Origin of the sequence: Erwinia persicina (assembly GCF_019844095.1) — a bacterium.
Lineage (GTDB): Bacteria > Pseudomonadota > Gammaproteobacteria > Enterobacterales > Enterobacteriaceae > Erwinia > Erwinia persicina.
The window spans coordinates 2566363-2589041 of sequence record NZ_CP082141.1 but is presented as its reverse complement, the minus strand read 5'-3'; the positions used below and the strand labels follow the sequence as shown (position 1 = coordinate 2589041).

Annotated in this window: 17 protein-coding genes; 8 read left to right on the top strand and 9 right to left on the bottom strand. The window is 57.7% G+C overall.

The genetic code is table 11. The features are described 5' to 3' along the window. Window positions 1-20: 20 nt before the first annotated feature. Window positions 21-1526, bottom strand: coding sequence for an L-arabinose isomerase (araA, locus tag K6L24_RS11685; protein WP_062743406.1), 1506 nt, complete (start codon window positions 1524-1526; stop codon window positions 21-23). An 11-nt stretch (window positions 1527-1537) separates the two neighbouring features. After that, on the bottom strand, window positions 1538-3223 hold the full coding sequence (locus K6L24_RS11680) for a ribulokinase (protein WP_118664199.1): 1686 nt from the start codon (window positions 3221-3223) through the stop codon (window positions 1538-1540). A gap of 372 nt (window positions 3224-3595) precedes the next feature. On the opposite strand from K6L24_RS11680, the gene K6L24_RS11675 reads away from it, so the two are divergent. The 5 genes from K6L24_RS11675 to K6L24_RS11655 all read left to right on the top strand — a co-directional run bounded on the left by K6L24_RS11675 (window position 3596) and on the right by K6L24_RS11655 (window position 9267). Beyond that, window positions 3596-4579, top strand: a complete 984-nt coding sequence (locus K6L24_RS11675; protein WP_062743404.1) for an arabinose ABC transporter substrate-binding protein — start codon at window positions 3596-3598, stop codon at window positions 4577-4579. 121 nt (window positions 4580-4700) lie between these two features. Then, on the top strand, window positions 4701-6224 hold the full coding sequence (araG, locus tag K6L24_RS11670; RefSeq protein WP_062743403.1) for an L-arabinose ABC transporter ATP-binding protein AraG: 1524 nt from the start codon (window positions 4701-4703) through the stop codon (window positions 6222-6224). A 17-nt stretch (window positions 6225-6241) separates the two neighbouring features. Beyond that, window positions 6242-7222 (top strand): L-arabinose ABC transporter permease AraH, encoded by a 981-nt coding sequence (araH, locus tag K6L24_RS11665; RefSeq protein ID WP_062743402.1) that lies wholly within the window; start codon window positions 6242-6244, stop codon window positions 7220-7222. Between the two features lie 11 nt (window positions 7223-7233). Then, window positions 7234-8151, top strand: a complete 918-nt coding sequence (gene araC / locus K6L24_RS11660) for an arabinose operon transcriptional regulator AraC (protein WP_062743401.1) — start codon at window positions 7234-7236, stop codon at window positions 8149-8151. Window positions 8152-8226: 75 nt separating this feature from the next. Then, complete coding sequence (locus K6L24_RS11655) at window positions 8227-9267, top strand: oxidoreductase (RefSeq protein ID WP_062743400.1); 1041 nt, start codon at window positions 8227-8229, stop codon at window positions 9265-9267. Window positions 9268-9409: 142 nt separating this feature from the next. Here the strand turns inward: K6L24_RS11655 and add are convergent, their stop codons facing one another. From add to malX, 3 genes are all read right to left on the bottom strand, one after another. Then, complete coding sequence (gene add / locus K6L24_RS11650; protein ID WP_118664198.1) at window positions 9410-10408, bottom strand: adenosine deaminase; 999 nt, start codon at window positions 10406-10408, stop codon at window positions 9410-9412. Between the two features lie 109 nt (window positions 10409-10517). Continuing rightward, window positions 10518-11699 carry a MalY/PatB family protein gene (locus K6L24_RS11645; protein WP_062743398.1) on the bottom strand — a complete coding sequence of 394 codons (1182 nt, stop codon included), beginning with the start codon at window positions 11697-11699 and terminating at the stop codon, window positions 10518-10520. Window positions 11700-11738: 39 nt separating this feature from the next. After that, window positions 11739-13325, bottom strand: coding sequence for a maltose/glucose-specific PTS transporter subunit IIBC (malX, locus tag K6L24_RS11640; protein ID WP_222681489.1), 1587 nt, complete (start codon window positions 13323-13325; stop codon window positions 11739-11741). A gap of 193 nt (window positions 13326-13518) precedes the next feature. Here malX and malI point away from each other — a divergent pair, with 193 nt between their 5' ends. Further along, the gene (malI, locus tag K6L24_RS11635; RefSeq protein ID WP_280638597.1) at window positions 13519-14538 is read left to right on the top strand and encodes a Mal regulon transcriptional regulator MalI; all 1020 of its coding nucleotides are present in this window, start codon (window positions 13519-13521) and stop codon (window positions 14536-14538) included. Window positions 14539-14669: 131 nt separating this feature from the next. After that, entirely contained in the window at window positions 14670-16019 is a 1350-nt protein-coding gene (locus K6L24_RS11630) for a hypothetical protein (protein ID WP_222681487.1), read from the top strand. 40 nt (window positions 16020-16059) lie between these two features. On the opposite strand, the gene K6L24_RS11625 is transcribed toward K6L24_RS11630, so the two are convergent. Continuing rightward, window positions 16060-17562, bottom strand: coding sequence for a YdgA family protein (locus tag K6L24_RS11625; protein ID WP_062743394.1), 1503 nt, complete (start codon window positions 17560-17562; stop codon window positions 16060-16062). A 138-nt stretch (window positions 17563-17700) separates the two neighbouring features. Then, a complete protein-coding gene (gene manA / locus K6L24_RS11620; RefSeq protein WP_222681486.1) occupies window positions 17701-18885 on the bottom strand; it encodes a mannose-6-phosphate isomerase in 1185 nt (394 codons plus the stop codon). A gap of 195 nt (window positions 18886-19080) precedes the next feature. Between manA and fumC the strand changes: the two genes are divergently transcribed. Further along, a complete protein-coding gene (gene fumC / locus K6L24_RS11615) occupies window positions 19081-20478 on the top strand; it encodes a class II fumarate hydratase (protein WP_187509213.1) in 1398 nt (465 codons plus the stop codon). 64 nt (window positions 20479-20542) lie between these two features. On the opposite strand, the gene tus is transcribed toward fumC, so the two are convergent. Both tus and K6L24_RS11605 read right to left on the bottom strand, forming a co-directional pair. Next, window positions 20543-21472 carry a DNA replication terminus site-binding protein gene (tus, locus tag K6L24_RS11610; protein WP_062743391.1) on the bottom strand — a complete coding sequence of 310 codons (930 nt, stop codon included), beginning with the start codon at window positions 21470-21472 and terminating at the stop codon, window positions 20543-20545. A gap of 178 nt (window positions 21473-21650) precedes the next feature. After that, complete coding sequence (locus K6L24_RS11605; protein WP_222681485.1) at window positions 21651-22625, bottom strand: quinone oxidoreductase family protein; 975 nt, start codon at window positions 22623-22625, stop codon at window positions 21651-21653. Between the last annotated feature and the right edge of the window lie 54 nt (window positions 22626-22679).

The window sequence follows — 22679 nt, the reverse complement described above, 5'->3', positions numbered from 1 at the left end:
CCGTCAGGGGGCGTTAGCGGTTAGCGTTGATTCAGACGGTAGTAAGCTTCATTCCAGCGCAGCGCATCACGGAAACCGTGCAGCGTGGTTTCTTCATCGATTACCAGCGCCTCTATCCCGGTGAGCTCGGCGTACAGCCGCATATCGTCGACGGTCAGTGCCTGGCTGAAGACGGTATGATGCGCACCACCGCCCAGAATCCACGCTTCAGATGCTGTCGCCAGCGACGGCTGTGCCCGCCACAGGGCGCGGGCCACCGGCAGTTTCGGCAGCGCCTGCGGCTGTTCGATAGCGTCCACCACGTTAACCAGCAGGCGGAAACGGTCACCCATATCAATCACGCTGGCGTTAACTGCACGTCCGGCCGGGGCGGAGAAGATCAGACGAGCCGGATCGGCCTTGCCGCCGATGCCCAGCGCCTGCACGTCGAGCAGCGGTTTGGCTTCACGGGCGATGGTCGGGCAGACCTCCAGCATATGTGAACCCAGCACCAGGTCATTGCCCGGCGCGAAGTGGTAGGTGTAATCCTCCATAAACGAGGTACCCCCCGGGAGATCCCCCGCCATCTGTTTGAAGATGTGCAGCAGTGCCGCGGTTTTCCAGTCTCCCTCACCGGCAAAGCCGTATCCCTGCTGCATCAGGCGCTGTACCGCCAGCCCCGGCAACTGTGTCATACCGTGCAGCGTCTGGAAATTGGTGGTGAATGCCCGGCAGCCTTCGCTTTCCAGGAAACGCTTGATCCCCAGTTCAATCCGGGCGGCGTCCAGCACGTTCTGCCGTTTGTCACCGTTCACGGCCGCCGCTGCGCTAAATTCATAGCTGCTTTCGTATTCATCAATCAGTGCACTGACATCGCCGTCGCTGACCTGGTTGATCACCTCGACCAAATCGCCTACACCCCAGCCATTCACCGCGTAGCCAAACTGGATCTGTGCCGCGACTTTATCGCCTTCTGTCACTGCCACTTCGCGCATGTTGTCACCGAAACGGGCCACTTTCAGCTGCTGGCTGGCCTGCAGGGCGGCGGCACCGCGCATCCACTGTCCGATGCGCTGCTGTGAGCGTTCATCCTGCCAGTGGCCGGTCACCACCTGATGCGGCAGACGCATACGCGCGCCAATAAAGCCAAACTCACGGCCGCCGTGTGCAGTCTGGTTCAGGTTCATAAAGTCCATATCCATGCTGTCCCATGGGATCTCCGCATTGAACTGAGTATGGAACTGCAGCAGTGGCTTATTCAGAATCGACAGGCCGCCAATCCACATTTTTGCCGGGGAGAAGGTGTGCAGCCAGGTGATAATGCCCAGGCAGCTCTGATCGTGATTCGCCTCGCGGCACAGCGACAGTGCCTCATCCGGTGTTTTAACCAGCGGTTTAAGCTGTAAAGAGAAGGGCAGTTTACCCGCCCGGTTCAGGCCTTCCACCACCTGCTGTCCATGCTGTTCGACCTGGCGCAGCGTCTCCGCACCGTACAGATGCTGGGTACCAATCACAAACCATACGCTGCGGGCGTTTAACTGTGTCATAAAGCGATTCCTTAACTGACTGATGAAGGTTGTGGGGCAAACTGCGGTTCCGCCAGCTCACACCATTGAAGATAACGCTGATAAAGCTGCTGGAAGCGGGCGACGCGAACCGGATCCGGCTGCAGCGTCTGATCCAGCGGGCTGGCCATCTGCGCCTGTGCCGACGGGATATCGGCATAGACACCAGCGGCCACGGCGGCAAAGATGGCGGCCCCCAGCGCACAGCATTCGTCGGAGGCAACAATGTCCAGCGGACGGTTCATCACGTCACAGCACACCTGCATAATGGTCGGTGACTTGCGGGCAATTCCGCCCAGAGCGAGGATCTGCTGTACCGGGATATCCTGCTGTTCAAAGCACTCCATAATGGCGCGGGCACCAAACGCCGTGGCCGCAATAAAGCCCCCAAACAGCGTCGGGGCATCGGTGCCAAGGTTAAGATCGGTGATCACTCCTTTCAGGCGCTGGTTGGCAAAAGGCGTGCGGCGGCCGTTAAACCAGTCGAGGACCACCGGCAGATGATCGAGCTGCGGATCGGCGGCCCAGGCGGCGGTTAACTGTTCCAGCATGCCGTGCTGTATGGCCTCAAGTTCGGCTTTCAGCGCTGGCTGCTGCTGTGCCGCCTGCACCAGCGGCCAGCTCAACAGACGGCCAAACCAGGCATACATATCGCCAAATGCCGACTGTCCGGCCTCCAGGCCAATCATTCCGGGTACGACGCTGCCATCCACCTGACCACAGATCCCTTTAATCGCACGATCGGCTACGCGATCGGCATCAGCAATCAGAATGTCGCAGGTCGACGTCCCGATCACTTTCACCAGCGTATAGGGCTGGGCTCCGGCACCGACGGCCCCCATATGGCAGTCAAATGCCCCGCCGGATAGGGTCACGCTGCCGGGCAGACCGAGACGCGCCGCCCACTCGGCACTGAGCTGCCCGACCGGAATATCGGCGGTCCAGGTATCGGTAAACATCGGGTAGTCGAGATCGGTGGTCAGCAGCGGGTCGAGAGCATTCAGGAACCGGGCTTCAGGTAACCCCTGCCAGACCGGATGCCAGAGTGACTTATGGCCAGCTGCACAGCGGCCGCGTTTCATGTCCGCAGGGGCGGTGGTACCGCTTAACAGCGCCGGCACCCAGTCACACAACTCCACCCACGAGACCGCTGCCTCGCGTACCGCCGCATCCTGGCGACTGATATGCAGAATTTTGGCCCAGAACCATTCTGAGGAATAAATGCCGCCGATAAAGCGTGAGTAGTCCTGATAGTCACCGCTGTGACACAGGCGGGTAATAGCTTCAGCCTCCTCAATGGCGGTGTGATCTTTCCACAGCACGAACATCGCGTTGGGGTTTTCGGCAAATTCCGGGCGCAGGGCAAGTACCCGTCCTTCACGGTCTACAGGGGCAGGGGTGGATCCTGTCGAATCCACGCCGATGCCCACCACATTTAACCGCTGTTCAGGGGTAAGTTGAGTGACAACGTCACGTATCGCCTGCTCCAGCGCGTCAATATAGTCCTGAGGATGATGGCGAAACAGGTTATGTGCCGCATCGCAGAAGCGTCCGGCTTTCCAGCGCGGATAGGCCACCACCTGCTTATACAGTTCGCGGCCGCTGGCGCACTCCACGGCCAGCGCACGCACCGAATCGCTGCCGAAATCCAGACCGAGGGTAATCGCACCCTTGTGCATAGTTGCTCTCCGTTATGTTCAGAACAGGCTTAAGTAATGTTCCTCTATCCTGGAAACATGGCGGCAGAGTGGTTAGGTGCGGCTGGCTGCATATATGCACTTTTCTGTCATCAGGGGTGGGAGTGTGATGGGGTTCAAATGTTGCGTATCGGTTAAATTGGCTGAAAAGATGGACAAAACAACTGTAATTTCAGCGTGTGATAGCGCTCTACAAATTTTCACGCACTTGCAGGTAAAACTAGCGGACTACCGCCACTGTTAAGACGTCAGTGCTCAGGTAAGGTCTTGTTTAAATGCTTTTAATTTTTTCAACAACCGATTGTTACCGTTTACACAATCCCGCCCCAGGCGGGCACTGAGCCGGAGAGCCTCATGCACAAATTCACTAAAGCGCTGGCCGCGATTGGCCTTGCTGCCGTTATGTCACAATCCGCTATGGCGGAAACCATGAAACTCGGTTTCCTCGTGAAACAGCCGGAAGAACCCTGGTTCCAGACGGAATGGAAGTTTGCCGACAAGGCCGGTAAAGATCTTGGCTTTGAAGTGATCAAAATCGCGGTGCCGGACGGTGAAAAAACCCTGAATGCCATCGACAGTCTGGCCGCCAGCGGGGCGAAAGGGTTTGTTATCTGTACGCCGGATCCCAAACTCGGTTCGGCGATTGTAGCCAAAGCCCGCAGCTATGGCCTGAAAGTGATCGCGGTCGATGACCAGTTCGTCACTGCGAAAGGCAAACCGATGGACACCGTGCCGCTGGTGATGATGGCGGCGACCAAAATCGGCGAGCGTCAGGGCCAGGAGCTGTACAAAGAGATGCAGAAACGCGGCTGGGATGTGAAAACCACCGCCGTGATGGCGATCACCGCCAATGAGCTGGACACCGCCCGCCGTCGTACCGGGGGGTCAATTGACGCACTGAAAGCGGCCGGATTCCCGGAAAAACAGATCTATCAGGTTCCTACCAAATCAAACGATATCCCCGGTGCCTTCGATGCCGGTAACTCACTGTTAGTGCAGCATCCGGAAGTCAAAAACTGGCTGATTGTGGGCATGAACGATAACACCGTGCTGGGCGGCGTGCGGGCCACCGAAGGTCAGGGCTTTAAAGCGCCGAACGTGATCGGCATCGGTATCAACGGCGTGGATGCGGTCAGCGAACTGTCGAAGGGCCAGGCAACCGGCTTCTACGGCTCTCTGCTGCCCAGCCCGGATGTCCACGGCTACCGCAGCATTCAGATGCTGCATGACTGGGTAACGAAAGATGTTGAGCCAGCCAAATTCACCGAAGTGACCGACGTGGTGCTGATTACCCGCGATAACTTCAAAGCTGAACTGGCGAAAAAAGGCCTGATGTAAGGCACTGGCGCAGGGGCGGGCCTTTTTTCCGGTCCGCCCGAAAGGCGATGCCAGCCTATTTATCGGGGCGGCCCTTTTTTCCGGTCCGCCCGCAGTGATGGCCTATGTCGCAGGAGACACCATGACTTCACAAACGCCGTATCTGAGCTTTCACGGCATCAGCAAAACCTTTCCTGGCGTGAAGGCACTTCAGGACATCAGCTTCGACTGTTATGCCGGCCAGGTCCATGCCCTGATGGGGGAAAATGGCGCGGGTAAATCGACACTGTTGAAAATTCTCAGCGGAAGCTATCAGGCCAGCGGCGGCGAAATTCGCCTGCAGGGGCAGCCGGTAAACTTCCAGCACACCACCGATGCGCTCAACGCCGGGGTGGCGATTATTTATCAGGAACTGCATCTGGTGCCGGAAATGTCGGTGGCAGAAAATATCTTTTTAGGTCAGTTGCCGCAGCGCGCGGGACTGGTCAATCGTTCCCGCCTGCGTGCGGAGGCCAGCCGCCAGCTGAAAGCGCTGGGGATGGATATTGACCCGGACATGCCTCTGAAATACCTCTCTCTGGGCCAGTGGCAGATGGTGGAGATCGCCAAGGCGCTGACCCGTAATGCTCAGGTGATCGCCTTTGATGAACCGACCAGTTCACTGTCAGCACGTGAGATTGACCAGCTGTTCCGCGTTATCCGCCAGCTGCGCGCTGAGGGGCGCGTGGTGCTGTATGTCTCCCACCGCATGGAGGAGATCTTTGCCCTCAGTGATGCGATCACGGTGTTTAAAGATGGCCGCTATGTGCGCACCTTCACCGATATGGCGACCACCGGCAACGACGAGCTGGTTCAGGCCATGGTCGGCCGTGAAATCGGTGATATCTACGGTTACCGCCCCCGCGAACAGGGCGAGATCCGACTGCAGCTCAACAACGTGCACGCCAAAGGCGTACGCAGCCCGGTGTCCTTCAGCGTGCGTGCCGGAGAAATCGTCGGGCTGTTTGGCCTGGTCGGTGCCGGACGCAGTGAGCTGATGAAAGGGCTGTTTGGTGCCACGCGCCTGATCGGCGGCGAGCTGTGGCTGGACGGGAAAAAAATCAGCATCAAAGAGCCGATAGAAGCCATTCGCGCTGGCATCATGCTCTGCCCTGAAGATCGTAAGGCAGACGGCATCATCCCGGTACACTCCGTGCGTGACAACATCAATATCAGCGCCAGGCGGAATAATCTGAAGGCGGGGTGCCTGATTAACAACGGCTGGGAAGCCAGCAACGCTGGCGTGCATATCCGTTCCCTGAATATCAAAACCCCCTCCGCGGACCAGCTGATCATGAACCTTTCCGGTGGCAACCAGCAGAAAGCGATCCTTGGCCGCTGGCTGTCAGAAGAGATGAAGGTGATCCTGCTGGACGAACCGACGCGCGGTATTGATGTCGGGGCGAAAAACGAAATTTATCAGCTGATTTATGCCCTGGCAGAGCAGGGGATTGCAGTGCTGTTTGCCTCCAGCGACCTGCCCGAAGTCATGGGGCTGGCCGACCGCATTCTGGTGATGCGCGAGGGTGAAATAGCCGGAGAGCTGGATCACAACGACGCCACGGAAGCCCTGACGCTGAGTCTGGCGATGCCGAAAACCGCCAAACCCGCCACACACGTGGCCTGAATATGCAGGAGAAACCTATGTCAACGACCTCATCCGTTACACCCGCTGCGCCGTCCCGCTTCAGCCTGGGCCGAATCTGGGACAACTTTGGCATGCTGGTGGTGTTTGCTGCCCTGTTTATCGCCTGTACGGTATTCGTACCGAACTTCGGTTCACTGATCAATATGAAAGGTCTGGGGCTGGCGATGTCGATGTCTGGCATGGTCGCCTGCGGCATGCTGTTCTGCCTGGCCTCGGGAGATTTTGACCTGTCGGTGGCCTCGGTCATTGCCTGCGCCGGCGTGGTGTGTGCCGTGGTGATCAATATGACGGAGAGCCTGTGGATCGGCATTGCTGCCGGTCTGGTGCTGGGGGTTGCCTGCGGCTTCGTCAATGGCTTTGTCATCGCTAAACTGAAGATCAATGCGCTGATCACCACGCTGGCGACCATGCAGATCGTCCGCGGGCTGGCCTATATTTTCTCAGACGGTAAAGCGGTAGGGATCGAAGATGAGCGCTTCTTTGCGCTCGGCTATGCCAGCTGGCTGGGCGTGCCGGCTCCCGTGTGGCTGACCATTATTACCCTGGCGCTGTTCGCCTTCCTGCTGAATAAAACCACCTTTGGCCGTAACACGCTGGCGATAGGTGGCAATGAAGAAGCAGCACGTCTGGCCGGGGTGCCGGTGGTGCGCACGCGGATTATTATCTTTATTCTCTCCGGGCTGGTTTCCGCTGCGGCCGGGATTATTCTGGCTTCAAGAATGACCAGCGGCCAGCCGATGACCTCCCTGGGCTACGAGCTGATCGTGATCTCAGCCTGTGTGCTGGGAGGCGTTTCCCTGAAGGGCGGGATCGGTAAAATTTCGTATGTTATCGCCGGGGTACTGATCCTTGGCACCGTGGAAAATGCGATGAATTTATTGAATATATCGCCTTTCTCACAGTACGTTGTCCGCGGTCTGATATTGTTAGCAGCGGTTATTTTTGACCGGTACAAACAAAAAGCGAAAGCGGTCTGACAGGAGGCGTTATGTATCATCGTCTGGCGCCGGTGGCGCAGTCCAACCCGTTACTTCCCGGGTATCCCTTCAGCGCCTGGCTGGTGGCCGGGCTGACGCCGATTAATGCGGCAGGGCCGCTCGATTTCTTTATCGATCGCCCGCACGGCATGAAAGGCTACATTCTTAACCTGACCATCAAAGGCCGCGGGCGGGTGTTTGACGGTGAGGCGGCGTTCGACTGTGAGCCTGGCGATCTGCTGCTGTTTCAGCCGAAAACGCCGCATTACTACGGCCGTTTGCCGGACAGTGACTGCTGGTATCACCGCTGGGTCTATTTCCGCCCCCGCGCCTACTGGAGCGACTGGCTGGAGTGGCAGGATGAAGCGCAGGGCGTGGGGCGCCTGCGCCTGCCGGAGTCGCTGCGCGGGGAGTTTGACCGCCTGTTTGCCAATATTGAACACACGCATAACTCCGGCCGTCCGTTTGCTGAAGAACTGGCGATGAATCTGCTGGAACGTTTGCTGCTGCGGGCGGTGCAGGAAGATCCGCGCAGCCAGCAGCAGGTCCGCGACGCCCGCGTGGTGGAGGCCTGCCAGTACGTCACCAACAATCTGGCTGCGGAGGTGAAAATTGAAGAGGTCGCCAGGCACGTCTGCCTGTCACCATCGCGGCTGGCGCATCTCTTTCGCGAGCAGATGGGCGTCAACCTGCTGCGCTGGCGGGAAGATCAGCGCGTGATCCGCGCCAAGCTGCTGCTGCAGACCACTCAGGAGCCGATTGCCAGTATCGGCCGCGAAGTGGGCTATGACGATCAGCTTTACTTCTCCCGTGTGTTTCGCAAGCGTGCCGGAGTCAGCCCCAGCGACTTCCGCCGCCGCAGCCTTGATGCGCACGATGCGCTGGTGGCGCAGGAGACGTGGCATTTGCCTCGCCGTGCCAACGAATAGCTTTTCGGGCAAATCCTCCTTGTGGTTGCCCCGTTGATCGTCTTAAATCAACGGGTAACCACGAGAGGGATTAAAATGAGTGATAAAATTCGTGTCGGGCTGGTCGGCTACGGCTTTGCCAGCAAAACCTTCCATGCGCCATTAATTGCCGGGACATCTGAAATGGTGCTGTCGGCCATTTCCAGCAGCGATGCGGGCAAGGTTCATGCGGACTGGCCGTCGGTACAGGTCGTGTCCGATCCCCAGGCGCTGTTTGACGATCCCACGCTGCAACTGATTGTTATCCCTACCCCAAATGATACCCATTTCCCATTAGCCCGGGCTGCCCTGATGGCCGGTAAGCATGTGGTGGTGGATAAACCGTTTACCGTGACACTGTCACAGGCACGCGAACTGGATGCGCTGGCGAAAGCCAAAGGTCTGCTGCTGTCGGTGTTTCACAACCGCCGCTGGGACAGCGACTTCCTCACGGTCAAATCACTGCTGGCGGAAGGGACGCTGGGTGAGGTGCGCTATTTTGAATCGCACTTCGACCGTTTCCGTCCACAGGTACAGCAGCGCTGGCGCGAGCAGCAGGGGCCGGGCAGCGGCATCTGGTACGATCTGGGGCCGCACGTCATTGACCAGGCTTTGCAGCTGTTTGGCTCTCCGGTGGCGATCAACCTGGATACGGCCGATTTGCGTCCCGGAGCCGTGACCACCGACTATTTCCACGCCACCCTGATCTATCCGCAGCGGCGCGTGGTGCTGCACGGCAGTATGCTGGTGGCCGCGGAGTCGGCGCGCTATCAGATACACGGCACGCGCGGCAGCTTCGTGAAATACGGTCTGGATCCGCAGGAAGACCGCCTGAAGTCCGGGGCGCGGCCGCCGCAGGAAGACTGGGGCTATGATATGCGCGACGGCGTCCTGACGCTGGCCGAGGGGGACGGTATGGTGGAGAAGACGCTGCTGACCATTCCTGGCAACTATCCGGCTTACTACGCGGCGATCCGCGATGCGGTGAACGGCGTCGGGGAAAACCCGGTGAAAGCAGAAGAGGCGATTCAGGTGATGGAGTTGATCGAGTTGGGTCTGCAGTCGGCTGAAAAACGCCAGACGATGTCGCTGAAATAAGCCGTTAACGGGCTGACCACACATCAAGGTCAGCCCCTGCGACATCCGTGGGCTCCTGTCAAAAGGGGCAACGCTTTAGCTCGCCCGGGTTTGACCGATGTCCATACCGCCTGGGGCGGGATATCACCCGCCCGGGTGGATATCAGGCTGCGACGCGTGCCCGAACGGCGGCGCGCTCAGCATCACTGAGGAAGGCAATCTTCAGGCCGTTTTCCTGCGCCACCCGCATCTGCGCCAGGCTCAGCCCGGCAGCGGGGGCGGCAACAGCATATTCATGACCAATCTCAATCCCCTGAACCGCCGGATCGTCCGTGTTAATGGTGGCAAGAATACCGTGATCCAGGAAGGTTTTCAGCGGGTGACGCGCCAGTGAGGCCACGGTGCTGGTCTGAATGTTCGAGGTCAGGCAGGATTCAACGCCAATGCCGTGCTTCGCCATAAAGTCCATCAGCGCCGGATCTTCCACCGCTTTCACCCCGTGACCGATACGCTCCGCACCCAGTTCACGAATGGCCTGCCAGATACTCTCAGCACCGGCGGCCTCTCCGGCGTGAACCGTAATGCGCAGTCCGGCATCGCGGGCGCGGGTGAAGTGGCTGAGGAACTGGCTGCCGGGGAAGCCCAGCTCATCGCCTGCCAGGTCCAGGGCAGTGATGCTGTCGCGGTGCGCCAGCAGGCCGTTCAGCTCATCCAGGCAGGCCTCTTCGCCGAAGGTGCGGCTCATGATACCGATCAGACGCACGTCAATATTGTGATTGCTGCAGCCGGCTTTAATGCCGTCAATCACCGCTTCCACCACGCCGGCAATCGGCAGGTTGTGGGTCATGGCCATATAGCCCGGCGAAAAGCGCAGCTCGGTATAGTGAATACCGGCGCGGGCGGCGTCTTCAACGTTTTCCTGCGCAACGCGGCGGCAGGCATCAAGGGAACCCAACACTTTGACCCCCCAGTCCAGCTTATTGAGGAAGCTGACCAGGTCCGGCTCGGCGTCAATCACCTGCACGTGCGGGCGCAGCGTATCCAGCGTGGTGGCGGGCAGCGCGAGGTTAAACTCACGGCCTAAATCAAGAATGGTCTGTGCGCGGATATTGCCGTCAAGATGGCGATGAATGTCGGTGAGGGGAAGCTGGGAATCGATCATGTCGGCACTCTCTGTTTTTTTAATAAAGTGCGGAGCATTATAAAAACTTATTGCGCAACAATGCCACTAAATTGCGCAACAAGCGGGGTTTGCCGATGTTAACTGCTGCTTAATCGCACGCTGAACAGCACTGCAGTGCCGCAATCAGCCGGTTGAGGCCCTCATCGACCTTACTGCGGGGACAGCCGACGTTAAAGCGCAGCCAGCCCCTGCACTGCGGCCCATAGGTCGATCCGGGCATAATGGCAACTTTGTACTGCTCCGTCAGTACCTGCTGCAGCCGCTGTTCATCAATATGCAGCGGGTTCAGATCGATCCAGGCCAGGTAAGTGGCCTGCGGCGGCTGCCAGTTCAGCGCGGGGAAGGCCGCATTCAGACGGCGGGCTACATGGTGCAGATTATCCCGCAGATAGATGCGCAGCGCGTCCAGCCATTCTGCGCCGTGCCGGTAAGCGGCAATATGCGCCGCAACGGCCAGCAGCGCCGGGGAGGAGAGACCATCGGCGTTTTTCAGTGCCTGAAACCACGCGTCCCGATCCACCTCATCGCTAATAAGGCCATAGGCCCCGGTCAGGCCCGGAACGTTGAAACTTTTTGATGCCGAGGTAAACAGCGCCCAGCGTCCCTGACCCACGCGGCTCCAGGGTACGTGTTGCGCATCGCCCATCACCATATCCATGTGGATCTCATCGCTGATCACCCGCACCTGGTAGCGTGCACAAAGCTGCGCCATCTGTTCCAGCTCGCGGTGATGCCAGACTTTGCCGGTTGGATTGTGCGGGCTGCACAACAACAGAATTTTGCACTGCGGATCGGCGAGTAACGCGTCCAGTGCGGCCATATCACACTGCCACAGGCCCTGTGAGCGGTTGAGCGGCAGCGCCATTACCCGACGCTGATTGCCCTCAATCACCTTATAAAAGGCATCATAGGCCGGGGTATGGATCAGCACCCCGTCACCGGGCTGCGACCAGTGGCGGATCATCTGTGCCACCATATAAATCACCGACGGGCCGTAAACGATCTGCCGGGGATCGACCTTTTCTGCAAAACGCTGCTGGTACCAGCCGCTAATAGCCTCGAGAAAATCACTATGCTGCCAGCGGCTGTAGCCGAAAATACCGTGCGCCACACGCTGCTGCAGCGCCGCTATCACCGCCGGGGCGGTGGGAATATCCATATCGGAAATGGTGAAGGGCAGCAGATCGTCATGACCAAAGCGGTCAGCAACGAAATCCCACTGGGTGGACCAACTGCCATGGCGATCGATCACCCGGTCAAAATCAAACATTGTGTCATCCTCAGTCTGTGCCGCAGCACGGTTCCCGGTTTATGCGGAAGCGGCCGGCATCAGCGTGGCAATTTCATCTTTTACCGACTGAACCTGCGGGCCAATCACTACCTGCAGATTGTGCTGGCTGAGGTGGATGACACCGATTACCCGATGGGCCTTCAGCGCGGCATCGTCAACCAGGCTCATATCCTTCACTGATAACCGCAGGCGCGTCAGGCAGTTATCCAGTGACGTAATGTTGTCGATCCCGCCGAGTGCCGCCAGAATGGCAGGGGTGTTATACCCCGACTTACCGCTGACCTCACGTGCCGGGCTGCTGACGTTAACGGTGTCAATTTCACGTCCTGGCGTTTTGATATTGAAGCGGGTAATGGCCAGGCGGAAGATCAGGTAATAGCCGGCAAACCAGACAGCCGCGACCACGGGAACCCAGTACCATTTGGTTTGCAGCCCGTGCAGAACACCAAACACCACGAAGTCGATAATATTGCCGTCAGTATTGCCTATCGTGACCCCTAATACCGCCATCAGGGTAAAGCCCAGACCGGTTAACAGGGCGTGGATCAGATAGAGAACCGGTGCCACAAACAGGAACAGAAATTCAATCGGTTCGGTGGTTCCGCCGACCACGCAGGCGACCACGCCGGAAATCAGCAGCCCCTTAATTTTATGGCGATTTTCCGGGCGGGCACAGTGATACATGGCCAGCGCGGCACCGGGTAACCCTCCGAGAAAGGCCGGCATTTTCCCCTGGGACAGGAAGCGCGTGGCGCTCTCAGCGAAGCCGCCCGGGGTTGGACAGGAAAGCTGTGCCTGGAAGATGGTAAGGGCACCGCTGACGCTGTGACCGCACACGTCCAGCGTGCCGCCCGCATCGGTAAAGCGGATGATCGCCACCAGAATATGCTGTAAGCCAAAGGGCAGCAGCAGGCGTTCGCCGGTGCCGAAGATCATCGGGCCGAAATCCCCCGCACTATTGATCACCCAGCCCAGGCCGGCAATCGCTTTGGCAAACCACGGCCAGATCAGCGGGATCGCCAGTCCGGCGAGGCCCATCACCAGCGTGGTGATAATGGGCACAAATCGCGTGCCGCCAAAGAAGGCGAGGGCATCCGGCAGGCGAATATCGTGGAAGCGTTCGTGCAGGTAAAACACCACGACCCCGGCGATCACCGCGCCGAGAATGCCTGTATCGATGGACTGGATACCAATAATATTTTGAATGTTATTGGCTTTAAGGACAGCCGCATCGGTGGTGGGCAGAATGCCTTTGGCCGTCAGCCAGAAGTTAACCGCCAGGTTCATCACGGCGAAGCCGACAAAGCCGGAGAACGCCGCCACCCCTTTATTATTACGCGCCATCCCCAAAGGAATAGCGACGGCAAACATCACGGGCAGATAGCTGAAGGCAAATGAACCGATTTTGCTCATCCAGGTGAACACCAGCTGCAGTAGCGGTTCGCCGAGGAAGGGGATCAGCGTGATAACATCGTGGCTGCTTAAGGAGCTACCGATACCCAGCATGATGCCGCAAAATGATAACAGGGCAACGGGGAGCATAAAGGTTTTCCCGAGGCTCTGAAAAAATTCCCAAACCGTAATTTTCTGACGTGTGGCGGACATACGCTCTCCTGGCGAATTCATGCTCAGCGGCTGCTGAGGTAAAATAAGATAAAACGTTTTACCTTTTAAAAACGAGTGACAGATCACAGGGTTCTGGCGAGGGAACCTTTTCTCTGCGACAATCGGCCTGTCACGTTTTACCTTTAGCGTTCCTGCTGTTCGCACACGGCTGAACCCATTCCATGAGAAAATGATGTCTCAGAAGAAAATCACCATTCATGATGTAGCCGCCGAAGCCGGCGTGTCGGTGACGACGGTTTCGCTGGCGCTGTCCGGTAAGGGGCGGATCTCTGCCGTTACGACCGAGCGCGTTAACCGCGCGGCTGAAGCGCTGGGGTTTGTGCGTAATCGTTCAGCCAGCATGCTGCGCGGCGGTGGAAGCGGCGTCGTGGGTTTGATCGTGCGCGATATCTGCCACCCGTTTTACGCTGAAATGACCGCCGGGCTGAGTGAGACGCTGGAGCAGCAGGGAAAAGTACTGTTTCTGACGCAAAGTGGTGCGCAGGGCCAGCATCTTGAGCGCTGTTTTGATTCGCTGGTGGAGCAGGGCGTGGAAGGCATTGTTCTGGGCGGCGGCGGCGGCGATACCGGCCCACTGATCCGCAAAGCGCAGGAGAAAAATATCGCCGTTCTCTGTGCATCGCGCGCCAGCAGTCTGGAACAGATTGATTCGGTGCGGCCGGATAATCATGCGGCGGCAAAAATGGCGACGGAGTACCTGATCGCTCGCGGGCACCGCTGCATTGCGCTGCTGGGCGGCTCTGGCGCGTCATTAACCCGTGCAGAACGCATTGGCGGATACTGCGCCACGCTGTTGCAGTTCGGGCTGCCTTTTCGCAGTGAGTGGATTATTGAAGGATGTGCCCATCCGCGTGAGATCCCGGCGCAGGCGGAGCAGTTGCTGCTGCAGTATCCGGGCATTACCGCCATCCTGTGTCATAACGCCGCCGTCACGCTCGGCTGCTATTTAGGCGTGCAGCGCAGCGGGCGCACTATCAGTAAAGACGCGGTGGGAAGCTATTACGACCGGCAGATGGCGCTGGTGGGCTTTAGCGATGTCGCCGATGCCGCGCTGAATGATCCGGCACTGACCTTCGTCAGCAGCACCGCGCGGGATATTGGCCGCAGTGCGGCGGCGCGGCTTTTGCAAAAAATAGCTCACCCGGATGATGCGCCCCAGCACATCATTTTATCGCCACAGTTAATGGCGTAGCGTTTGTCACCTCCGGTTCCTTCCCTGTCTGAGGCATCAATCATTAAAGTTTTCTGATGTTTTACCGAAAATAGTCAAAGAAGTACCTCATCAACTGTGACGCGCTGGCGTAAACAAAGGGATTGTGCACAATGACTGTTATTTCATCGGTTGGAAACTTATCGTTAAACACGTCGTTGCTCAATACGACGACGCTCACCAGAACCGCTTCTGGGGCAGAACCCCCTCAGGCGACGACGACGCCCTCTTCGACGGCCGTCACGCTGGGGCAGACCACGCCTGCCGCACCGGTCTATTCCCCCGGGCGCCTGTTTGTTGCCCCCGCTACCAGTGAGAGTCAGGGTACCCTGAGTGTCAAAACGGCCAGCGGTGCGCTGGTCGAACTGACGCCCGGTAGCAAGGGATCCGGTATGCAGATCGCCGTGAAAGAGGGAACGCTCACCGAGGCTGAGCGGGCTGCACTGGAAAAACTGTCTGACAGTTTCCAGAAAGCCCTGGATGGCCTGACGGCTCAGCCGCCAAAGCTGGATCTCAGTGCGCTGACGAAATTTAACACCTCGGTACTGACATCAGTGGATCTGCATGCGTCCGTCTCGGGCGAGAATAAACTGACGCTGGATTTCCACGCAGACAGCCAGACCCGTTCGGTAAAATCGACCGGCAGCCTGGGCACTGTTGATATCAGCGTGGACATGAGCAAACGTGAGCTTCACGGCAGCGAGAGCCAGCAACAGCGCGCGCTCAGTCAGTATCTGACGCAGTTTGACCGTGCGCAAAGTCGCGGAGCAGGTAACAGTACGTTGATGACCATGTTCAGGGATGCGTTTACTGCGCTGAATACGCATTACAGCGACAGTGCCTCTCCCTCAAGAAACAGTCAGCAGACCCTCTTTATCTCACTGACGCGTTCAGATAAAACTATGCTGACCGGTCTGGCAGACTTTAAGGCTTCCGTGACGCAAGCGCCGGCCACCCCTAACCCGATGCGGGTGAACGAGGTTAACACGTTCTCTTACAGCGTATCTCAGGCCACGACGATCACGGGCACCAGCGATCAGAATCGTCATTTTACGCAGAAACAACAGTCGCATCTGACGGCCAGCTACCATAAACCGTTAACGGCCGGATCGTCGCTCAATCTGACGACGGACAGAAACTCGCAGAATTACCTCTTTACTCAGATTGATGACAAAGCGGAAAGCACCACTGATGTGCAGTATCGTCAGGGCGCTCTGGTGTCGGCCATGCTGGATCAGTCAGCGACAACCTCAACCCGTGAGCAAAAGTATGTGAAAGGCTGGCTGGCGTCGGATACGACCACGCCGCAACAGACGGCGAAATCAACCGATTTGCTCGGTCAGCTACAGGCAGCATGGGAAAAAGAGAATTCGCGGGTATCCTTTGCGGATTATCTGCGCCAGCATTCGCTGCCAGATTTTGGTACCGGGGTGCTGTTAGAATCTGACCCCCAGGCACTGTAAAAGAAACGGGCCGCAGAAGCGGCCCGTTCATTAACGCGGTTTACTGCGGCATACCTTCCGGTGCAATACCGCCACCCAGCATATAGCGGGAGAGGAACTGTTCCAGCGGCATTTTTTCACCGTTCATGGTGACCTGTCCGGTGCTGTACTGCAGGCCGGTGGTGATGTTGTTATCCTTCTGCGTGGTCAGTTTAAACATCTGTCCCATCGCAGCCAGACCTTTCACCTGCTGATCGGCCAGCTTCGCGGCATCTTCCTGCTTGTAACCTTCTGACATGGCGACGTGAGTCATCATTTCAGTGGCCATCGGCATGGAGATGGTCAGCGTGGTATCCAGCGATTTCAGCACGCTGTCCACCTGCTGACCCAGATTCTGCGCGGGAGCCGTGGTGGCGGCCGGATCTTTGAACTGGGCATTCAGGTTGAAGCTACTTTCACCTTTGTCATTTTTCCAGCTAAACGGCGCGATGCTGACGGAAGGCGACCCCTTCAACAGCAGTGCCACGTTTTGCGTCAGCAGTTCGGAGACGCGCTGCTGATACAACTCTGGGTTCTCCTGCAGCGCCGGGTCGCTGGTCAGTGCCTGCACCTGACGGTTATAGGTTTCAGAGAAGGTTTTCAACGCCTTACCATCAAACCCGTCCAGCTTAATCGCCAGCTTGCCCTGACCAAAGCTCTGGCCCTGCAGCTTAAGTCCGTCAAGGGTGTAGTCAATCAGACCTGAAACGCGGTTGTTAGTGGAATCAAAGTTTGATTTCCCTTTCAGCCCTTCGGCTACCATCGCTTCTTTACCGTCAACCGCCGCAGTCAGCTTTGTCAGATTAATCGTCTGATCGCCTATGCGCACACCTTCCGGGCTGAGGTGGGTGTTGGCATCGACCTTCAGGCCGTTAAGCGTGACCAGAACCGGCATATCCAGCTCATTCCGGGAGGACATCACCAGGCTGTTGATGTCACTGCTGAAGTCGACTTTATTGCCTTCCCCATCCGCGCTGATGTTCAGGGTGCCACCATCGAAGGCAAAACGCTCACCCGCTTCAGGCTTGCTATAGTCTGCAGGCAGCAGGGTGATAGCGGAGTCAGTGCTGCCGCCGTAACCAATGCGGGTTTCAGCCTGAATAATGGATTTCCCTTTGGTAATTTCAAACAGCTTCTTCACCGCCTCGGTGTTTTCAAGCTCGGTGTGAACAGAGGCCATACTCGGGATCAGATTGAATTTTTTCAATTGAGCCAGAGGGAAAGGACCGTGATCGATATTTTCGCTGAAGATAATGCTCTGTCCCGGTTTCAGCAGGGAGTTATCTTCCGTTTGTGAGCTTGACTGCAACACAAAGCGCGCATGGCTGCTAAAGATGCCACGCTGAAAATCCTGATAGCTCAATTTCAGCCGGCTTTCCGGTGCGCTATTCTGAATCTGTGCGTTAGCCTGTTGAACAAAATGATCCATGTTTTTTTCTAACTGCTTGCCGGTAAACCAGGCACCTGCAGTCCAGACTACGCCAAGAGCGATAACCACACCCACAGCAACCTTTGTTTTTTTCATCTGTAATCGCATCCTTTTACTGTTCACAAACACCGCAAACCTGTGCAGGTCCTGCAGGTTACCTTTCGGCGATAAAAAACGCCTGACGGCGTTTTTTTAATAATTCGGGAATAATATTAGCAATTATGGCCAGCGGCGTCAGCCGCAATTCGGCAGTTCGTTAAATACCCGGGCCACGCGACCCTTTCCGCTCAGGGTAAGCGATGGCTCGCGGGCACTGATAAAGGCGGATTCACCCGCTTGTAATAGCAGCGTCTGCCCGCCACAGTTCAGTGTCGCCTGCCCGTCGATACAGAAGATAATCGCGGCGCTCTGCTGGCTGACGGTGAGCGGCTGGCTATCGAGTGCATGAATGGAAAAAGAAAAATCCTCCACCGGGATGGGGAAGTGCTGCGAGGCACCCTCCTGCTGCGGTGTGGTCAGCAGCGTATCGGCGGGGCGGGAGTCGAATCGCAGATTGGCCAGCAGCTCCGGTATATCAATGTATTTCGGTGTCAGCCCGGCGCGCAGCACATTATCCGAGTTAGCCATGACCTCCAGCGCCACGCCGTGCAGGTAAGCGTGCGGTGTTTCAGCGAAAAGAAACATCGCTTCAGCAGGCTGTAGGGTGATGACATTCAGCAGCAGGGGGGCGAACAGACCGCTGTCATCGGGATACACACTGGCGATGTCGGCAATCGTCTGCCAGGGCTCGCCGTGCTGGCTGGCGACGGTGGTCTGCAGGATATCCAGCGCCAGCGATTTCTCTTCTCCCGCCAGCGAGAGCAGGGCAGCAAACAGCGCGGAAAGGGAGGCCGTATCGGGATGATTCAGAAAGTGGGCAATCGCCTGATGCGCCCCGGCTAACGGCTGCAGCAGCGAGACAATCTCTGACAGGGGACGAAAGCCGTTAATGGCTTTAAACGGCGTCAGGGCGTAAACCAGTTCAGGTTTATGATTGGCGTCTTTGTAGTTGCGCGTGGCGGCATCCAGCGGAATGCCGGCGGCATTTTCGCGGGCATAACCGGCTTCAGCAGCGGTTTTACTGGGATGCACCTGAATTGACAGCGGCTGATCGGCGCACAGCACTTTAAATAAAAAGGGCAGCTCACCAAAACGCCGGGCAACGCTTTCACCTAACAGACCCGCTTTGTCAGTATCAATCAGATCGCTCAGTGCGCGCGGCTGGCCCTCCACCATCACCTGAGACGAGCTCTTAGGATGCGCCCCCATCCATAATTCCGCCATCGGTTGCTGTGTCGGATTAGCGATACCGTAAAGCGAAGTCAGCGCCGTTTTACTGCCCCAGGCGTAATGTTGCACCGAATTGATTAACTTTTGCATTCTTTCTCCCTTGCCATTCAGCGGTTACTGGCAGTATTAAAGCAGAAAACTACACTGGAAGGACAATCGGGATGCAATAAACGCGAATGAGTCGCATAATCGTATCCCTCTCTGTGTCAGACTATTGCCGCGCTTCTGACCGCTGTGACGGGCAAAGCGCGCCCCATATTATACGTTGTACTAAAGGAGACAGGAATGGCTGCCAACCGCGTTGAAAAAGATTCAATGGGACCGATTGATGTCCCTGCCGACAAACTCTGGGGAGCGCAAACGCAGCGTTCGCTGGAACACTTCCGAATCTCCACAGAAAAAATGCCGGTTGAGCTGGTGTATGCTCTGGCGCTGACCAAGCGTGCGGCGGCCAAAGTGAATAATGACCTCGGATTGTTACCGGACGATCGCAGCGGGGCCATTATCAAGGCCGCCGATGAAGTGCTGGCCGACAGGCATCAGGGGGAGTTTCCGCTGGCCATCTGGCAGACCGGTTCCGGTACGCAAACGAATATGAACATGAACGAGGTGCTGGCTAACCGTGCCAGCGAGATCCTCGGTGGTGAACGCGGCATGTCGCGCCTGGTGCATCCGAACGATGACGTCAATAAAAGCCAGAGTTCGAATGACGTCTTCCCGACCGCCATGCATGTGGCGGCAGTGGTTGCGGTACAGGAACACCTGCTCCCCGAACTGAAAAAACTGCATAAAACGCTGAATGAAAAAGCAGAAGCCTATAAAGACATCGTGAAAATTGGCCGTACCCATCTGCAGGATGCCACACCGCTGACTCTGGGCCAGGAGATCTCCGGCTGGGTGGCCATGCTGAACCACAATCTGAAGCACATTGAGCAGAGCATTCCCCACGTCGCTGAACTGGCGCTGGGCGGCACCGCCGTGGGTACCGGACTGAATACGCACCCGGAATATGCCGTCCGCGTGGCAAAAGAGCTGGCTGAGCTGACAAAACAACCCTTTGTCACCGCGCCGAACAAATTTGAAGCCCTGGCGACCTGCGACGCGCTGGTGCACGCCCACGGTGCGCTGAAAGGCCTGGCAGCCTCGCTGATGAAAATCGCCAACGACGTGCGCTGGCTGTCGTCCGGCCCACGCTGCGGCATCGGCGAGATTGCCATTCCGGAAAACGAGCCGGGCAGTTCGATCATGCCGGGTAAAGTCAACCCGACCCAGTGTGAAGCCATGACCATGCTCTGCTGTCAGGTGATGGGTAACGACGTGGCAGTGAATATCGGTGGCGCATCCGGTAACTTCGAGCTGAACGTCTACCGCCCGATGGTGATCCATAACTTCCTGCAGTCGGTGCGTCTGCTGGCTGACGGTATGGACAGCTTTAACCACCATTGCGCTATCGGTATTGAGCCAAATCGTGACCGCATCAGTCAGTTGCTGAATGAGTCACTGATGCTGGTGACGGCGCTGAATACCCATATCGGCTACGATAAAGCGGCAGAAATTGCCAAGAAAGCGCATAAAGAGGGGCTGACGCTGAAAGCATCGGCGCTGAAGCTTGGCTATCTGACGGAAGAGGAGTTTGATGCCTGGGTGCGCCCGGAAGCCATGGTCGGCAGTATGAAGGTGTAACACCGGATATCCACTCTGCGCCGGCGGGACGACAGGCTTATCGGTCGTCCCGCTTTTTTTCATGTTACACCAGCCGATCGGTATACAGATGCAAGCGCGGGATCAGCAAAAATAACGGCTGGGCATCGGGTTTATAGCGATGCGTCACCCTGGCGGCGTCATAATTTAACAGTTCCCCCAGCTTCGGTACGCTATTGGCGTCCGGGCACAGTACCAGCAGGGGAGAAGGGCAGGCCAGCTGCGTCTGTTTTCGATCCCGGCTGTTCCACACCCGCGCAATCGGCTGAACCTTCACCGGCCGTTTGATCTTCAGCGCCGCCCCGGCGGGCAGCGATTTCACCGCGTCTATTTCTTCAGCGATGCGTTCTGCCCACTGCTCGCGCGTCCACGGGGCAACAGCGCGTCCGGCCTTAAGACTTTTTTGCAGCGTTGCCAGCATCTCGTCGCGACTGACATTCTTGATAATATGCTTGTTGGCCCAGCCAAAGCGCACGGAGTCCGGCGCATCCAGCAGGGTCAGCGAGCGGTAGGCATTCAGCGTGATCAGCCCGCGCAGATGGCGGTGGACAAACTCAAAACGCTCTTCGGCGGGCAGGCCAGATTCCACGGTGATAATGTGCTCCAGCCGCTGTTTTAGCTGATTGATCGTCGCCACCTGCTGGTGCAGCAGGTCAGCCTGATCGGCATCGGCCTCAAGACAGACGGCACCAGGCAGGCGCACAGCGGCTTTGGTACTCAGTTTCTCCGACTGGTGTTGCATAAAAAGACGGCCGTAATGCGTCAGGGTCCGTTCAAGCGCCTTCGCGCCGGTCAGCTGTGTCACGGCCACCTGGGTCAGCGGGTCGTGCTCTTTTCCTTTCTCCACTCCTGGCAGTTCAAACACCCGGGCGGCCAGTAACCGCAGGGCGAGGATCTGCTGCTGCAATACCGCCAGCTCCTGTTCCAACTGACCAACACAGTGATGAAGTTGATCAACGGCATCGTAACGAGTCATGAGACCTCCATTAGTTACAACATACTAATGACTATAGCAGGAGAAACCGGAGATGAACATCAGCAACCGCGTTTTTTGCGTCAGCAGCAAAAGAACCTTCATTACCACCAGGGGAAGCCCGTAGAGGTGAAAAGGGTAGTACTGCCGGCGGGCACTACCCGGTAAAATGATGCGCCTGTCAGACCGTCAGGATAACGCTGCCTGTCGTATGGCCTGCTTCGAGGCTGGCATGGGCCTGTTCCGCCTCCGTCAGGGCGTACTCGGCACCGACAGGATTGACCAGCCCGTTTTGCAGGGCGGTCATCAGATCGTCGGCTCCCTGCCGGTACAGATCCGCATCGTCAGCGTAGGCTATCGAACTGGGGCGCATCAGGGCGATGGATCGGCTGAAACCTAATTCTTCCACCGCTACCGGGGGGATCGGGCCCGCCGGCTGGCCCATACTGGCCACCATACCAAAGGGGCGCACCACGCCGAGCGTTGCGGAAAGCATATTTCCGCCGATACCGTCCACGGCAAAATGTACGCCGGGCCCCCCGGTGATTTCACGTAGCTTACTGACCCAGTTGGGATCCGTATGCAGCAGCACACTGACCGCCCCGGCGGCCGACACGTGCGCGGCTCTGGCTGGCGAGCTGGTGGTACCGATGACCCGTGCGCCTTTCAGGGTTGCCCAGCGTGTGACCAACTGACCCAGCCCTCCGGCAGCGGCATGAACCAGAAGCCACTCGCCCGGTTGTACGTGCCAGACTTTATGCAGCAGCATATGTGCCGTCAGGCCACGCAACATTGAGCTGCCTGCGGTACGCATATCCACTCCCGCCGGGATCTTAATCAGCCGCCCGGCAGGAATATTTCTGCATTCACAATATGCGCCCATGGGATTACCGGTATAGGCAACGCGATCGCCGGGAGAAAACCCCTTAACGTTACGCCCGCTGGCAACGACCACGCCAGCGCCCTCAAAACCGGGTATCGCAGGAGAGGACGGCAGGGGATAAAGGCCGGAGCGGTAATAAATATCAACAAAGTTGACGCCAATGACGGCGTGGCGGATCTGCACCTCATCCGGCCCCGGGTCTGCCGGAAACACCTCGATTGGCGTTAATACCCCCGGGCCTCCGGGCTGACTGATACTGATAGCGATGGGCATATTCTCTTCCTCACAATTTGCGAAAGAGCAGTGTAAAACTGTTTATCATGCGAA